The 16,518-nt window shown below is 63.3% G+C and carries 12 protein-coding genes and 1 pseudogene; 3 read left to right on the top strand and 10 right to left on the bottom strand.

The annotated features are described in order from the left end of the window. Positions 1–18 precede the first annotated feature (18 nt). The 8 genes from ABIB91_RS35995 to ABIB91_RS35960 all read right to left on the bottom strand — a co-directional run bounded on the left by ABIB91_RS35995 (position 19) and on the right by ABIB91_RS35960 (position 9,227). Positions 19–1,059, bottom strand: a complete 1,041-nt coding sequence (locus ABIB91_RS35995) for a 2-hydroxyacid dehydrogenase (RefSeq protein WP_007601760.1) — start codon at positions 1,057–1,059, stop codon at positions 19–21. Continuing rightward, positions 1,052–2,632, bottom strand: coding sequence for an FGGY-family carbohydrate kinase (locus tag ABIB91_RS35990; RefSeq protein WP_007601759.1), 1,581 nt, complete (start codon positions 2,630–2,632; stop codon positions 1,052–1,054). Before ABIB91_RS35990 ends, ABIB91_RS35995 begins: the two co-directional genes overlap by 8 nt. A gap of 2 nt (positions 2,633–2,634) precedes the next feature. Beyond that, positions 2,635–3,744 (bottom strand): ABC transporter ATP-binding protein, encoded by a 1,110-nt coding sequence (locus ABIB91_RS35985; RefSeq protein ID WP_354171541.1) that lies wholly within the window; start codon positions 3,742–3,744, stop codon positions 2,635–2,637. 14 nt (positions 3,745–3,758) lie between these two features. Continuing rightward, positions 3,759–4,859, bottom strand: a complete 1,101-nt coding sequence (locus tag ABIB91_RS35980; RefSeq protein WP_007601757.1) for an ABC transporter ATP-binding protein — start codon at positions 4,857–4,859, stop codon at positions 3,759–3,761. Between the two features lie 3 nt (positions 4,860–4,862). Beyond that, positions 4,863–5,720, bottom strand: a complete 858-nt coding sequence (locus tag ABIB91_RS35975) for a carbohydrate ABC transporter permease (protein WP_007601756.1) — start codon at positions 5,718–5,720, stop codon at positions 4,863–4,865. 17 nt (positions 5,721–5,737) lie between these two features. After that, a complete protein-coding gene (locus ABIB91_RS35970; RefSeq protein ID WP_354171574.1) occupies positions 5,738–6,664 on the bottom strand; it encodes a carbohydrate ABC transporter permease in 927 nt (308 codons plus the stop codon). 112 nt (positions 6,665–6,776) lie between these two features. Next, on the bottom strand, positions 6,777–8,216 hold the full coding sequence (locus tag ABIB91_RS35965; protein ID WP_354171539.1) for an extracellular solute-binding protein: 1,440 nt from the start codon (positions 8,214–8,216) through the stop codon (positions 6,777–6,779). A 15-nt stretch (positions 8,217–8,231) separates the two neighbouring features. Beyond that, positions 8,232–9,227 carry a sugar-binding transcriptional regulator gene (locus ABIB91_RS35960; RefSeq protein WP_035995620.1) on the bottom strand — a complete coding sequence of 332 codons (996 nt, stop codon included), beginning with the start codon at positions 9,225–9,227 and terminating at the stop codon, positions 8,232–8,234. A 196-nt stretch (positions 9,228–9,423) separates the two neighbouring features. On the opposite strand from ABIB91_RS35960, the gene ABIB91_RS35955 reads away from it, so the two are divergent. Genes ABIB91_RS35955 through ABIB91_RS35945 form a run of 3 tightly spaced genes read left to right on the top strand, consistent with a single transcriptional unit; the run spans position 9,424 to position 12,606 of the window. Continuing rightward, a complete protein-coding gene (locus tag ABIB91_RS35955; protein WP_007601751.1) occupies positions 9,424–10,704 on the top strand; it encodes an FGGY-family carbohydrate kinase in 1,281 nt (426 codons plus the stop codon). Next, positions 10,701–11,567 (top strand): TIGR01459 family HAD-type hydrolase, encoded by an 867-nt coding sequence (locus tag ABIB91_RS35950; protein ID WP_007601750.1) that lies wholly within the window; start codon positions 10,701–10,703, stop codon positions 11,565–11,567. The genes ABIB91_RS35955 and ABIB91_RS35950 overlap by 4 nt, the downstream gene beginning before the upstream one ends. Before the next feature lie 10 nt (positions 11,568–11,577). After that, complete coding sequence (locus ABIB91_RS35945; protein ID WP_354171536.1) at positions 11,578–12,606, top strand: class II aldolase/adducin family protein; 1,029 nt, start codon at positions 11,578–11,580, stop codon at positions 12,604–12,606. A gap of 951 nt (positions 12,607–13,557) precedes the next feature. On the opposite strand, the gene ABIB91_RS35940 is transcribed toward ABIB91_RS35945, so the two are convergent. Together ABIB91_RS35940 and ABIB91_RS35935 are read right to left on the bottom strand one after the other, a co-directional pair. Beyond that, positions 13,558–14,994, bottom strand: coding sequence for an alpha/beta fold hydrolase (locus ABIB91_RS35940; protein WP_354171534.1), 1,437 nt, complete (start codon positions 14,992–14,994; stop codon positions 13,558–13,560). Between the two features lie 1,131 nt (positions 14,995–16,125). Then, a pseudogene (locus ABIB91_RS35935) lies at positions 16,126–16,518 on the bottom strand (integrase core domain-containing protein); the annotation flags it as partial.

Genomic DNA, 16,518 nt, shown 5'->3' with positions numbered 1-16,518 from the left:
TCCACATACCTCTCCTCGTCAACATGGATTGAGCGGCGGCTCGCCAGCGAGATAGCGGCGAACCTCCTCGGCCGCTTGGTCGGCGGCGACGGTTACTGTGCGCACTGAGGCGCCGGCGATATGCGGCGTCAACGTGACATTGCGCAATTGCAGTAACGGCCAATCCGGCGGCACCGGCTCGACCGCGAACGTATCAAGCGTGGCGCCGGCCAGCCGCCCTGCGGATAATGCCTCATGTAGCGCCTTGTAATCGACCAGCGGGCCCCGCGCGGTGTTGATCAGGAATGCGTCCTTCTTCATCGCGGCCAGTGCGTCGTGGCCGATGAATCCCGTAGTCTCCGGCGTCACCCGCGCATGCAGCGTCACCACATCGGCCCGCGTCAGGAGGTCGGCAAGCGCGACATGCTCGACACCGTCATTGCGGTCCTGCGCGCTGATTTGCACATAGGGGTCTGCGACAAGGATCTTGCAGCCGAACGCTTTCAACAGCTTCACCACGCGGCTGCCGATCGCGCCATAGCCGACGATGCCGATCGTCATCTCGCCGAGTTCGCGCCCGGTGCGATCGGCACGATAGAGATCGCCGCGCCATTCGCCGCCGCGTAGCGATTCATGCCCGCTGCGGATCAGCCGGGTCTCCGCGAGGATCGCGCCAATGGTGAACTCAGCGACGGCGCTGGCGTTGCGGCCGGGCGTGTTGACGACCAGCACCTTGTGATCGCTCGCCGCCTGCATGTCGATATTGACCGGCCCGCCGCGCGACACCGCGATGAACTTCAGGTTCGGCAGCCGCTCCAGCATCGCCCGCGAGACCGGCGCCAGATGCGTGACCAACAGCGACGCATCGCCGATGAAGGACACGACTTCGTCGGGATCGCCCATGAACTCCTTCAGGCCGTCGAGCTTGGAGCCGGCATAGCCGTGCTCCATCGGCTCGTCGGGCCATGGCTGCTCGAGGGTGCGGATATCGATGCCGTTGCCGCAGGCCGCCGTGATCTTCTCGACGAAGATCGAGGGAAGCATGAATCGATCCCCAATGACGGCAATGGATTTAGACATGACCAGCTCCCGCGCGCAGCGCCGCGAGCTGCTTCCAGACCGGATGTGACGCCAGCCGGGCATCGAGATAGGCCGGGAACATCTTTGCATAGCGCGCGGCCAATGCCGCGTCAGGCGCCTGCGGTTCGTTCAAATAAGGTCTCACCCAATCCTCGGCACAATCAGTCATGTTGGAATAGAGTCCGGTCGCGACGGCTGCGATCATCGCAGCTCCCGCAGCACCGGCTTCGCCGCGGCTACAGACGCGAACGTTGCAATCGAGCGCAGCGCTCAAGATCACCCCCAGCGCGCGGCTCCTCGCCGCGCCACCCGTGATCCGCACGTCGCGCGGCAGACTTCCCATCGCGGCGTAGCAATCGCGGGCGGCAAAGGCGAGCCCTTCTATCACCGCGCGCATCAGGTCCCAATAGCCATGGCGCGAGCGCAGGCCGAGGAACTGCGCGCAGGCCTCATGCGCGACGAACGGACCGCGCTCGCCGGCATCGGAGATGAAGGGGTGAAACAGCAGCTCGCCGGGCTTCGCCTCCAGCACCCGATCGTCCAGCCGCCGGATCATGTCGGCGCGCGTCCGCGCCACGCCCTCGGCCGCGAGCAGATCGCGCGCGAGATCGAGCAGCCAGTCGATGTTCAGCGTCGCTGCCATGTTGGATTGCATCTGGGCGTAGTGGCACGGCACCGGGAACGGCATGGTGTAGCCGGTCGCTTCCGCGTTCAGCGTCACTGCGCCCGCGCTCGACGCCAGCCGCATATGCATGCCGGTCGAGCCGATGATGGTGCAGCCGACATCGGGTGCCGGATCGTAAAGCCCCGCGCCGAGCGCATTGCAGATCACATCGACATAGCCGAGCGTAACAGGCACATCGACGGGCAGACCGGCTTCTTCCGCCGCGGTCGCGCTGAGCGGATGGGTCGTCGTCACGCCGTCGACGACCTCGGGAAACAGCCGCATGCAATCGGAGATGCCGATCAGCCGCGCCGTTTCGGCATCGAAGCGGCGCTTGTGGAATTCGCCGCAGGAGAATGTGGCCTCCGACGGATCAGTGGCGCGCTCGCCGGTGAGGTTGAAGTAGAGCCAGTCCTTGCAATGGAACGCCGTCGCCGCGCGCGACAGGGTTTGCGGCGCATGCGTCTGCAGCCAGGCCAGTTGCGGACCCTGCTGACAGGCATTCAACCCCGAGCCGGTGCGCCGATGGAGCGCGATGTTGCGCTCGCTGGCCCTGATATCGTCAACGATCTCGGCAGAGCGTGAATCCAGCCACAACAACGCTGGCGCCACCGGGCCGCCGCCATCGTCGATCAGCCAAGTGCCGTCGCCCTGCCCCGTCACCGCAATCGCCGTCACGCGCGTGGCAAGCTCGGGCACTAGCGCCGCCAGCCCGCGCAGCGCTGCGACCGTATCTGTCCAGGTCCGCGCCATGTCCTGCTCGACACGCCCGCCGGGCAGCGTGACGTAGGTATTCGGCAGCGAGGACTCAGCCAACTGCTTGCCGTCCCGCGTGAACGCCACGGTCTTGATCAGGGAGGTACCGGCATCGATGCCGACGATCACGTCACGGCGCTGCGGATTGAGCATCGTCAGCGCACCTCCGCATGACGGATGCAGGTGCCCTCAGTGCTAAAAATGTGCAGATGGTGCGGCTCCAGCCCGAAGGAAATGACGTCGCCCGGTCGCGCCGCCACCCTGCCCGCCGTCACGGCGATCAGGAAATTTCCGGCACATTCGCCGGCGACGTGCGACTGGTCGCCGAGCCATTGATTAGAGACGATGCGGACGCGCACGTCTCCGCTGCCGACCGCGACCTTCTGCGGCCGGATGCCGACGCGCACGCGCGGCGTCTGCTGCAGCGCCTGTTGAGCGGTGGAATCTAGCCTGTCGCCCGGAATCAGAAACGCCATGGCGCTGCCGACCGACAGGCGGAAACCACCATCGGCGCGCGCCACCTCGGTCTCCAGAAGATTCATCGGTGGTTCGCCGATGAAGCTGGCGACGAACAGGTTGGCGGGCCGGTTCTTCAGCTCCTTTTCGCTGGCGAATTGCTGCAGAATACCGTCTTCCATCACCGCGATCCGGTCGGCGAGCGCGCTCGCCTCGGTCTGGTCATGGGTGACGAAGATCGCGGTCATGCCGCGCTCGGCCAGTAGGCCCTTGATCCGTCCGCGCAACACCGCGCGCAGCTGCGGCTCGAGCTGGCCCATCGGCTCGTCGAGTAGATAAAGATCTGCATCGCGCACCAGCGCCCGCGCCAGCGACACCCGCTGCTGCTGTCCACCGGAGATCGCCCGCGGATAGGCGTCCAAGATGTCCTCGATTTCGACCAGCCCCGCGATCGCATCGACCCGCCGCGTCACCTCGCCGCGCGACAGCTGCTGGGCCTTCAGGGCGAAGCCGATGTTCTCGCGCACTGTCAGCGGCGGGTAAAGCGAATAGCCCTCGAAAGCCATCGCCACCTTGCGCCGCGCCGGGGGCAGCGCCTCGATCCGCCGCTTGTCGAGCGCGATCGAGCCTGAAGTGACGTCCTCGAAGCCCGCGATCATGCGCAAGGTCGAGGTCTTGCCGCAACCGGACGAGCCGAGTAGCGCGACGATCTCACCCTTGCCCACCTCCATGTCGAGCGCGCGCACGGCGTGCACCGGCGGCTTGCCGCGACTGCGGTAGACCTTGTCGACATTCTCTAGCTCGAGCATGCCCCTCGTCGCTCCTATGCCGCCTGGCGCCGGTGCGGCAGCCCGATCCGAACACCGGTCGCACGATCGAACAGCAATGATGCTTCCGGCGCGAAGCGGACGAAAACGTCATCGTCGGCCACGGTCGCGCTTGGCGGCAACGCCGCCAGCCATTCAGTACCATCCGTGAAGCGCAACAGCAGCACCGCCTTCTCATGCATCGGGGTGACCGCGACGACGCGCGCCGGGATGGCATCGCCGCTGGCTACTTGCGAGATCACGAGATCATCGGGCCGCACCCCGACCCAGCACGCCCCCAGATCCATCGGCTGGTGGTCTGCCGTATCGAGCCGCACGCGCGTTCCTGAGATATCTGCGAACAAGACGCCACGCTCCGCGACGGGCACGACCTCGGCGAGATTGATGCTGGGATCGCCGAACAGCCGCGCCACCGCAACTGTGGCCGGCCGGGCATAGATCTCCTCGGGACGCGCGACCTGCACCAGGCGCCCCTCGATCAGCACCGCGATGCGATCGGCAATCGCCATCGCCTCGCGATAATCCTGAGTCACATAGAGCACGGACGCCGAGCCGCGCCGCAGCAAGGTCGGCAGTTCGAGCCGCATCTCATAGCGCAACTTGGCGTCGACATTGCGCAGGGGATCATCGAGCAGCAGCACCTCGGGATTGCCGATCAGCGCGCGGGCCAGTGCCGTGCGCTGCTTCTGTCCGTTCGACAGTTCGCGCGGACTATGATCAAGGACATGTTCGATCTTCAACAAGTGGCTGATCGACTGGACTTTTGCGGACACGTCGGCGCCCGCGCCCCGCGCCCGCAAGCCGCTCGCGATATTGGCGCGGGCAGTCATGTGCGGAAACAGCGCAAAGTTCTGGAACGCCATGCCGATGCCGCGCCGCTCGGGCGGCGCGCCGACGATCGAGTGGCCGCCAACCAGGATGTCGCCCTCGTCCGGCTCGAACATCCCAGCGATCATCCGCAGCAGCACGGTCTTGCCGCTCCCGGACGGACCGAACACGGCCACGATCTCGCCCGGCTCGACGGCCAGCGAGAGATCGGCGGCGCAGCTCACAGCGCCGAATGCCTTACCCACGGAAGAGAGTTCGAGACGCGCCATGCCCTAGCCTTTCACCGCGCCGAGCGACAGGCCCTCGACCAGATAGCGCTGCGCATAGAGCGCAAGCAGCAAGGTCGGTGTCACCGAGAGCACGATCGCCGCGGCGATCTGGCCGTACTGGATGCCCGAAGCAGTGACGAAGGCCAGTGCACCGACCGTCACCGGCTGCTTGTCCGCCGAGGCCAGGATCAGTGCAAAGACGAAATTGTTCCAGCAGAAGATGAAGGACAACAGCCCCGCCGCAGCAATGCCCGGACCCGCGAGGGGTACCGCGATCCGCGTAAAGGCCTCGCGCCAGGAGTGGCCGGCTAGCCGATAGGCATGCTCGATATCCGGGCTGATATCCTCGAAATAGCCGCGCACGATCCACAGGATCAGCGGCAGCGCGATCAGCTGATAGACCCAGACGATCCCGAAATAGGTGTCGTTGAGCCCGAGCTGCTGGTAGTAGAGCGACAGCGGCAGCAGCACCAGCAGAGGCGGCGCAAAGCGAAACGACAAGAGCGTGAAGGCGATGGTCTCGCCGAGACGAAATTTGAACCGGGCGAAGGCATAGGCGGCGGGCACGCCGAGCAACAGCGCGAGCAGCACCGCCGCGCTCGACAGCACAAAGCTGTTCATCAGGTTGCGCATGAAGGAGATCTCGAGATTGCCGGCTGTGGTACGCAGCTGGCCGGAGATCAGCGCCTGGTAGTTGAAAAGCGTCGGCTCAAACAAGATGCGCGGCGGTATCCGCAGGATCTGCTCGTTGCTCTGGAACGACATCAGGAATATCCAGACGATCGGAAACATGAAGAACACCAGCACCAGCGCCAGCGCCACGCCTCGAAAAACTCGACCTGCCAGACTGCTGTGCTCCATCGCGGTCCCCTGATGGCCTAGGCGTGGCCGTGCGCGCGCTCGCGCAACCGCAGCCAATTCTTGATGAAGATGTTGGAGAGGATGTTGGTGATCAGCCAGAGGATCATCAATAGCGCCGCCGAGCGGCCGACATTGGTGTACTGGAAAAATTCGAGATAGGCCTGCACCTGGAACACCATCAGCCGGTCGCCGGGTCCTCCTTGCGTCATTGCATAGATGATGTCGAACTGCTGGATCGAGTCCAGAAGGCGAAACAGCGAGGCCGTGATGATATAGGGGGTCAGCATTGGCAGCGTGATGCGGAAGAACACGAAGCTCGCTGGCACGCCGTCGAGCGCGGCGGCCTCGAACGGCTGGCGCGGCAGCGAGCGCAGACCTGCCAGCAGAAGGATCATCATGAAGGGCGTGTAGACCCAGACATCGACCAGAACCACGGTGAACAGCGCCGTCGAGGGATCAGAGGCCCATTTGAAATCATGGATGCCGAGCAGGCTCACAGCATAGGACAGGATGCCGAAGCTCGGATTGGTCATCAGCTTCCACATCAGGGCGGCGATCGCCGGTGCCGTCATCAGCGGCAGCAACAGCATGATCGACACTGCGTTGTGGAAGCGGGTCGGCCGCCTCAGCAACAGCGCGATCCCTAGACCAAGCAGCAACTCCGCGACAACGGTCACCGCGGTATAGACCAATGATATCTTGAGCGTATTCCAGAAGGCGGGGTCGGACAGAAAGTCGATGTAATTGTCGACGCCGATGAAGCCGCGCAGATAGGGCAGGTTCAGCCGGTAGCGCTGCAGCGAGTACACCGCCGCGGTGACGAAGGGCACCAGGATGGCGATACAGACCAGCAAGGCCGGCAGGCTCAGCAAGTAAGGCAGCCAGCGGCCGCGCGGCCTCGGCTTGATGCGCGCCGTCGCGCTGGTCTGGAGGAGTTGGGCCATGCTCATGATGATAACGGATCAGCTGTGGGCGTGAACACCGCCGGTTCGGAAAGGGCCTCGATCCCAACCGGCGGGTTGGCGTGGTGCGGAGGAAGCTCCACCACGCGATGCGTCAACCTAAACCCGCCTGCTTGAGCTGGCGGTTGATATTGTCAGCGAGCTTGTCGAGCCCCTCATCGACGCTGACCTCCTTGGCGACCATCTTCTGCAGCGACGCCGCCCACTCCGTGGTCAGGTCGAAGAACAGGGGCTGCGCGGTGAAGTAGATCTTTGCGCCGGGCGCCGAGACATCGTGCTGCTCCAGATAGCCCGGATAGGATTTGCCGATCCGGTCGCGGAATTCGGAGTCTTTCCACACGGACGCGCGCACCGGGTTGACGAAATCCATCTTCCGCGCGCCGAACAGGTCATGCTCGGTCGAGGCCGCCCATTGCATGAACAGCCAGGCCGCGTCCTTCTGCTTGGAGAAGCTCGACATCGCCAGCGACCAGATCCAGACGTTCGGCGTCGGCGCCTTGGCCGCCGGGTTCGCCGCGAACGGCGCATAGCCGAGATGGCCCCGCTCCTTGTTCTCGCCGCCGTTCATGAAGTAGCCGAGGATGTCCGCATCGAAGATCATGCCGGAGGCGCCAGCGCCAAGGTCGGTGCCGACCTGGTACCAGGTGTAGGTCGACCAGTTCTTCGGACCCGAGGTCTGGATCATCTTGACCCACTTCTCGTGGAAGTCCTTCGAGGCCTTGGTGTTCATGGCGGCCTTCAGCTTGCCGCCTTCCATGACGAAATCCTTCTGGCCGAAGTTCGAATAGGCCGACAGGAAGCCCGGATGGATCGTCGCCCAGGAGCGCGAGCCGCGGACGCCGATACCGTAGGGACCGCCGGCATCCTTGGTGATCTTGGCCGCGACCTCGAGCATCTCGTCAAGATTCTTCGGCGGTTTGACGCCAACCTTGTCGAAGATATTGCGGTTGTAGGTGATGTTGTTGAGCTCATAACCCCAGGGGATGCACCACTGCTTCGCCTTGCCGGAGCCGAGTTCGGAGCCGGCGACGCCATCCCATGCGGTCGAGGCGCGCAGGCCCGGCAGGACGTCGTCCCAAGCAAAGGATGGGTTCGTCTTGGCGGGATCGTTGATGTAGGTGGTGAGGTCTTCGATCCAGCCGGCCGGACCATAGGTCCACGTCATGTAGGCGCCGGTCATGAAGGCGTCGTACTGGTCCGACTTCGACGAAAGCGCCGCCGTCACCTTGTCGAAATAGACGTCCTCAGGAAAGATGTCGTAGGCCAGGTTCATGCCCGTCAGGGACTTGAAGGCTTCAATGTCCCCGATCATCGCGTCAACGTAGGGGTGCTTGTTGAGCAGCAGCTTGATCGTCTTGCCGCTCTGGGACTTCCAATTGAAGTCGGCTGCCATCGCCCGCGATACCGAAGATGCGAAGGCGGCATTGGCGGCGGCCCCGGCGATCCCGAGCTTGGCGGCGCCATCCAGCAGGTCACGCCGGCTGATGCGTTTGGCAGCGTAGGACTCGAATAGATTCTTCTCTCGATCGTACACTTAAACCTCCCTGTTCTAGCGTTTACTTCCCTTCCGACCTTCTTTTTTTCCTTTGCCGGATGTGACCTCCGGCTTGTCAGCAGTGAGCGCAGACGCGGTCGCTTCGTCGATAATGAGCCCGTGCAAAAGGCCGCTCTTCAACACCGCGCGCAAAGCCGTCAACTTGGCGAGGCCGCCGGCGACGGCGACGATGCGATGCTTTTTCAGATCCGCCCGGGTCATCGAGGTGGCGCGCGCCGACAGGTCGGTATCGAGCAGTGCCCCGTCGTCGTTGAAGAAATGACCGAGCAGGTCGGCACAGGCCCCTGCGCGCTTCAGTTCCGTGACCTCATCAGGTCTGATCATGCCACTCGACACCAAAAACCCATCGCTGTGGATCTGGCCGATGCCGACGAACAGGAGCGAAGCCTTGCGTGCCAGCGCGAACACATCGGCGATGCCGAATTGCTGCATCAGAACGGCGCGATCGGCCACGGAGTTCGCAAACACCGGCACCGGCAGCAGGTAGGCTTCCGCGCCGGTGCGTTCAGCCAGCCGGTGGATCACGTCAAACGGATTGGCGGCGAATTTCCGCGTCAGGCCGCCGAGCAGCGAGACGAACTGCACCTCGCGCGCCGGCGTCTGCGGCAGCTGCTCGACCACGGCGGCGAGCGTACGGCCGTGGCCGACGCCGATGACTTTGTGCTCGCCGCGTTCAAGCGCCTGGCGCAGGAAGCTTGCGCCTTCCAGCGCCAGAGCCTTCAGCGGAAAAGCGCCTTCGCCGAGGTCGGGCGCCACGCGGCAGTAGGACAGGCCGTAGCGCTCGGCCAGGACGTTTTCCAGCGCCACGCACTCGGCGATGGGTCCCTCGACGAACACGCGGATCATGCCTTCGCGACTGGCCCGCGCGATCAGCCGGTGAGCTTTCGTGCTCTGGATGTTGAGTCGGTCCGCCACTTCCGACTGAGTCAGTCCCCCAGCAAAATGCAGCCAGGCGGCACGCGTCGCGAGCGAGGCCTCGCCATCCATCATCGGCAGTCTGTCGCTGGATGCGGTCACGCGCGGAAAAGCCTCTTGCAATTTTCTTCACGTCTTGCAAAAAATTGCAGAGGTCGGGCGGGGCGTCAATCCCCCAAACGTGCTGCAGCGCAATCGTTAGCCCGCCCGAGCCCCGAAAGATCAGGCGCATCAGCGATAAAGCGGGCCGCAAAAGCTTCGGTAAGGTCGAATGGCAGGCTTGTTCCTTGGCATTGACGTCGGCACCAGCGGGGTCCGCGCCTGCGCGATCGACGCGCAGGCCGCCATCCGGGGCCAGGCGTCGGCCGGACTGCCGCCGCCGCGCGTCAATGGCAACGCCGTCGATCAGCAGCCGGAGCTATGGTGGCAGGCAACGCTTGCCGCGCTCCGTAAGCTCGGCGAGCACGTCGATCTCGGCGCGGTCGAGCAGATCGTCGTTGACGGAACGTCTGGAACTTTGCTGCTCGTCGATGACGCCGGCCGGCCGTTGACGCCGGGCCTGATGTACAACGACGCCCGCGCAAAGGACGAGGCCGCGCGCATTTCCGATGTGGCTCCAACAGACAGCGGCGCGCATGGCGCCAGCAGCGCACTCGCAAAGCTCTTGCATCTCCTCGCTCGTGATGACGTCAGCCGTGCGCGCTACGCGGTGCACCAGGCCGACTGGATCGCCGGCCGCCTCGCCGACCGTCACGGCATCAGCGACGAGAACAATGCGCTGAAGCTCGGCTACGATCCCGTAACGCGGACATGGCCCGGCTGGCTCGATGAGCTCGGCGTGCCCCGCCATCTGCTGCCCGAGACCACGATTCCGGGGACGGCCTTCGCCGACATCGATCGCAATATCGCGCGCATGCTCGGTCTTTCTCCGCGAGCGAAGATCGCAGCAGGCACCACCGACGGCGTGGCCGCGTTCATCGCCACGCGGGCCGACGCAGTCGGCGATGCCGTCACTTCGCTCGGCACCACGCTGGTGGTGAAGCTGCTGGCCTCGCAGCCGATTTTCGCGGCCGGCCAGGGCGTTTATGCACACCGGCTCGGCGATCGCTGGCTGACCGGTGGTGCCTCCAATTCCGGCGGTGCGGCGCTGTTGATGCACTTCTCGCCCGACGACATGGAGCGCTTGACGCCTCAGCTTGAGCCGGAGGCACCGACCGGACTCGATTACTATCCCCTGCCAAAGCCCGGTGAGCGTTTTCCAATCGCAGATCCGACGCTGACGGCGCGGATCACGCCACGGCCGGCGGAAGACCATCGGTTCTTCCAGGGCTTGCTCGAAGGCATCGCGTCGGTAGAGGCGCTCGCCTACCGGCAGCTCGCAAAACTGGGTGCGCCAGCGTTGCGGCGGGTCGTCAGCATCGGCGGCGGCGCGCGGAACAACAACTGGACCGCAATCAGGCAGCGCACGCTGGGCGTGCCCGTGACGGTCGCCGAGCAAACCGAAGCGAGCTTTGGCGCGGCGCTGCTTGCGCTGAACGGTGGTCCGCCATGACCATTGCCAGGACCATCACCGGCCTTCGCACTATCGCCGATCACTTTGATCACGTGCTGCTCGATCAATGGGGCACGCTGCATGAAGGCATGACGGTGTTTCCCGCCGCCCATGACTGCGTGAGGCGCCTGCACGAGGCTGGCAAACGGATCCTGATCCTCTCCAATTCCGGCAAGCGCGCCAGCAGCAATCAGCGGCGCCTCGCCGCCCTGGGCTTATCGCCGGACATTTACGATGGTGTGTTATCATCAGGCGAAGTGACCTGGCAGAGCCTGAAGGCACGCGCGCAGACGCCCTTCACGGACCTCGGCCAAGCCTGCTTCCTGATCTCGCGCGATGGCGACCGCTCCATCGTCGATGAGCTCGACCTGGCCCTGGTTCCAGATATCACATCCGCCGACTTCATCCTGCTCGCGGGCCTCGACGACAGCGTTGCGGAACCGGAGCCATGGCGCGAACGCCTCACGGTGGCGGCCGTCCGCAAACTGCCGATGCTGTGCGCCAATCCCGACCTCGTGATGTTTGGGGTGACCGGGCTAATCCCGGCCCCGGGCGCGCTGGCGGCCTTTTATCAGCGGCTCGGCGGCAGGGTTTCGTTTATCGGCAAACCACACGCGCCGATGTTTGCCGCGGCACTGGAACGATTGGGCCATCCCTCGCCCGACCGCATCCTCGTCATTGGGGATTCCATCGATCACGACATCGCCGGTGGGCGTGCGGCGGGCATGCTGACCTTGCTAGTCGGCGCGGGCGCGCATCGGGAAACACTTGCAGGATCGCACAATGTCGCACACGCGATCCGGCAGGTTGCCGGCGCGGATGCGCGGATGCCGCACTGGACTGTGCAGCATCTCAGTTGGTGAGGATCGCTTCATGAAACAGCCTCGCGCCTTGTCCGAACTTCGCCGTATGTCCGCCCGCGTCGGCAAAAACATCCTGCTGGTGCAGGGCGCCGGGGGCAATTCTTCCGTCAAAGAAGGCGACGTGCTCTGGGTCAAAGCCTCAGGCACTTGGCTCGCCGACGCCGAAGACAAGGACATCTTCGTGCCGGTCGCGCTGTCAGACGCTCGCACCGCTCTGGCGCGCGGCGATGATCGGGTGCCGTTGGCCCCTAATACTATAACTCAACTACGCGGTTCGATTGAGACTGCGCTGCACGCGTTGATGCCGCATCCTGTCGTACTGCACGTCCATTCCGTTAACACCATCGCATGGGCGGTGCGCACCGACGCTCACCAAGAGTTCGAACATCGCTTGCGCGGATTATCTTGGCTTCGGCTCGGCTACTTCCATCCGGGCCTGCCGTTGGCCCAAGCGGTCAGCGAAGCGATCGCGCATGTCCACGTCAACGTGCTGATCCTCGGTAATCACGGCTTGGTCGTGGGGGCCGAAACTTGCGCGGGCGCGGAAGCCCTGGTGATGGAAGTCGAAGCGCGTCTGGCGCTGCCGCCACGCAGTGCCGCGTCAGGCGATCAGAACGCGCTCTGCATTACCTGTGCAGGTACTGATTATCGCTTACCCAAAGATCCGATCTGTCACGGCATCGCGACCGATCGCTATTGCCGCGTTATTGCCGCCAGCGGATCCCTGTATCCCGATCACGTCGTCTTTCTCGGGCCGGGCTTGCCGATCTTGGAGCAAGGCGAAAGCCTGCAAAATATGAGCTTGCGCGCCGAGGCTGCAGGGCAATCACCGCCCGTTGCTCTGCTCGTCCCTGGACTTGGCAGTCTCATCCGCACTGACGCCAGCGCTGGCGCCGAAGCCCTGCTGAGCTGCCTCGCCCTCGTGACCAGCCGCCTCCCCCTCGACGCCGAGATTGTGTATCTCTCCTCCGAGAGCGAGCATGATTTGCTGAACTGGGACGCGGAGCGCTACCGCCAGCAGCTCACAGCAAGCCGCTGACGAAGCCTGAGTAGCCGCCGGTCTTCCCGGCTACATCTGAAAGACCGATAGCCCGGCAATTCCGTGGTTCATAATCTAGGAACCTCAAACGCGCCGGGCTGAATCCATCGCGCCATCAGAAGCGTCTGTAAGGCTAGGTACTAAATTTTTACAGAGACCTCGGGATGACGTTCGTATTCGCGCCGTCGAAACACTCAAGCTGATGGTCCACGCGATGTTGCCGTCAGTGACGATGAGAATTACTGCCGTTGGGGATCAGCAGAGGTGAGCCCGACCTAGTTAGCCTGCTCAGTCCCTTCAACCTGACCAGGAGCCGACTAGTTGGTAAGGTTATTACAGCGAGATGGGAGGCGTAGGGTTCGCGTTTGAACTCTCCCGCGCCGTCATTACTGTGATTGAATTGCCAATTGCCTTTCCCGCCGCGCGGACGGTGTCGATGAACAGCTTCGCGGCCGGGTTGAAACCAATCGGACCACCATGTCCTCTAGCTCCATCGCCAGTATCGCCAAGAAAGCGCCCACGGAGGCTGAGGCGGATTTTGCCACCTGGCTCATGATGGCCAAGCTCGGTGGTTTCGATGACCTGCCGTCCAGCGCCCAAAGCTTTCTGACTAACTATCGAACTCGGCCGCTGTAGACCTCGCGAACGGCTAGGGGCGTGGACTCGGCCCTCGCTCATTGTCTCGAGGGCGCAGCGCCGGAACCAAAGGCTCGGACGCCAGCGACAGAAAATCCCTCCCGGCACTGCTGATTTTCGCAAGCATAGTGGCACTATCGCATTCGGATTGTTAGCGCAATAAGACCGCCCGCGGATTGTGTGCGACGTCCGCTTTTCCCCCGATAGCGACCCAAATAGCGGACATCGTGCACTTCGCTTGGCCAAGAACAGACATCAAGGGGAAACCCGTGGCGTATATTGGTCGGCAAAACGGAGCCGCCGTATCCAGTACCTTTAGTGTTGAGTATCGGAGGCAAGAAATGATCGTAGCTCGTCGAGAAAGCGTGCCAAAGCCGGCTCGCCCTCCAGCATGATGTGATTCCGGCCTTCGAGCGGGACAAAGCGGGCACCGGGAATCCCCGCGGCCAGCCGACGGCCCGACTCGAACGGCACCCTCGCGTCGTTGCGGCAATGCATGACAAGGGTCGGCACCTTGACCTGCGGCAGTAGTGAACTGATTTCCACTTCGCCATTTGCCAGTAAATTGCGCGCTGCGTCTTCGGCCGAGCTCGAGATACGCTGTAGCTCGTTAAACCAGTCGGCCTGCTCCTTGTTAGCGTCCGGAATAAACTGGGACGTGAACATCTGCCTGAAGGCCGGGTTTTCCTGACCCCATCCCAGCCGCATCAGCGTCAGCATCGCATCCCCGGCCGCCTTCTCCGCCTCGGTCCTGGCGCGCTTCTTCCACCCGACGACATAGCCTCCGTAGAGAATCAGATGCGACACTCGCTCCGGATGGCGGACCGCGTAGGCAATCGAGACGGCGCACCCCTGGGATATGCCGAGCAGCGCGAACCGTTCGATGCCCGCGGCGTCGACCACCGCATCGAGGTCGTCGACGAACCGCTCGAATGTTACGTCCGGGACGTCACGATCCGAAAGCCCATTTCCCCTTGCGTCATATCGGATGAAAAGGTGCTCGCGGGAAAATTCCTGGTAGAGATGCCGCCAGATCGGACTTTCGAAGTCGAATTCGATGTGAGTCATCCAGTGCCCTGTCTTCACCAGCGGATGCCCTTGGCCCATCCGGGCGTAGGCCAGCTGCACGCCGTCCCCGGTCTGGCAGAAGTGAATTTCCTGCTTGTGTTGGACGGTTGACGCCGCCACGGTGTCTTCCGCAGACGAGGGAATCGCGGCGTCTGGAATTGCCTCGATGTCCTTGGCAGTGAGCCCGAACACGCCGACCGCGCGCGAGATGTTCTTCACAGCCTGCTCGCCCAGATCAGCAAACGCCATCGACAGCTTGTCCCGGATCTGGTCGTTCGCCGCCCTGGATATGCATACGCCGCCGGGCTCGCAGAGCGTTTCCAAGCGTGCCGCGATGTTGACGCCGTCGCCGAAGATATCGTCGCCGTCGATGATAATATCGCCGACGTTGATCCCGATCCGGAACACGACCTGCCGTTCCGCAGCGATCCCTGCGTTGCGCCCCACCATGCTGCGCTGAATCTTGACAGCACAGGCGACCGCATCCACGACGCTGGCGAATTCCACCAGCATCCCATCGCCGGTGGTTTTGACGATGCGGCCGTGGTGCTCGGAAATGCCGCAGTCGACCAGTTCCCGCCGGTGCGACTTGAGGGAATTGAGGGTCCCCACCTCGTCGGCGCCCATGAGTCGGCTGTAGCCGACCACATCCGCCGCTAGAATGGCCGCAAGCCGACGTTGCATGGCTCTTGCCCTCTCATGCCACTGCTAGTCTGCCCGCAATCAGTGGCCGCGACAAGGCTGAAGCGGGCCGGTGGAATCCGCCTCGGATCAAAAGCGCCGTTTTGGTTTTGCCGCGCACTTCCGGTCTGTCCCGATGATCGGACGTAGTCGGTGTCGGCGGCCACTTCGCAAAAGGGCCGATTGCGTTGAAAACGGCCGGAGGTAGTTCGTTGTAATGGCGCGATCGCAGATGCGGCCGAAGGGCCAGACTCTGGATGCGCTCATTGATCCGTTCCATGCATTTTCTTTGTCGCGAACTCGGATGAGGTTTGGCTCAGATCGCCATCACCTCATGATGCGGCTCCGGACCTGCCTCTGCACAGGCGGAGGATATCATCCGTGGCAAGCGCGGCGGCGGTAAGTGCACCGGGAAGCATTGACCTAGGTCATGGGCCGGGCGGTGCCATGGCCGGTGCTGGGCTATGATGGACACGATCACGTTCGTTGCCCGACAAGCGGCGAGTACGTTCAGCACCAGTTCGACGCTGAGTCGAATGCGGCACGCGCCTCCTTCATCCTCGTGCGTGCAATGCCCAGCCTGCGGCAATAACCATTTCATCAATCGCGTGACGCACAAGCTGTTGGGCCATGAAGACGACCGCTGATAGTGCCTCCACGCAAAAGCCGCCAAGGTTTCCCTCAGCGGCTTGTGTCGTTGCGTTGCGTTTGCGTAGAGGTTTGCCGCGCCGAGCGGTGCTCGAACGTAGCCCAAGCCTGCCACCCACAGGACGCACAACCTTCATGAATGAGGCAGTCGATGCGTTGCCTGTATGTCGGGGCCAACGTATCCCCGATGGGCTACCACGTGTCACTGGCGACGATGCTAATCAAGCCAGTGCTGCTGTCCTATCAGATGAAATAGATAGCCCCGCGGCCCCCGTGTGCCTCAGTATCACGACCCATGGTAGCAGCTCCATCGAGAGAGCCCCCTCCATGAAGCGGCGTAAGTATCATCCCGGCAACTTGATCCCGATGTTCCGGCTGGCTTCGAAGCTGTGCAAGCAAATGCGCGCGGCGGGCTTCACTGATAAGGGAGTCGCTGGAGTTAAAACCTGAACCGCCCCGGGTTTGCCGGAGGCCATTCGGTTTAAGTTATGCCGCCATGGCCGGCTGTTCCAGAATGGCGTAGCAGCGTTGCTCGGCTTCGGCCGGCGGTATGTTGCCAATGGGCCAGGAGCCGCCGCTTGTTGAACCAGTCCACCCATTCCAGCGTCGCGAACTCGACGGGCTCGAAGCTGCGCCATGGTCTGCGCCGATGGATCACCTCGGCCTTGTAGAGACCGTTGATGGTTTCGGCGAGAGCGTTGTCATAGGAATCTCCGACGCTGCCGACAGAAGGCTCGACGCCAGCTTCAGCCAGGCGTTCGGTGTATTTGATAGAGACGTATTGGGCGGATTCAAACGGTCGTCGCAACACCAGGAGTTTGGAGGTTGCGATGAACGTTGTAAGGCGCAGATCGGCGCGGTCAGGACGAGCCCCATTGC

The sequence above is a fragment of the Bradyrhizobium sp. JR4.3 genome (genome assembly GCF_040547695.1).
Taxonomy (GTDB): domain Bacteria; phylum Pseudomonadota; class Alphaproteobacteria; order Rhizobiales; family Xanthobacteraceae; genus Bradyrhizobium; species Bradyrhizobium canariense.
Note: the sequence above shows the minus strand (reverse complement) of the source record. Positions and strands in the feature narration are given on the sequence as shown.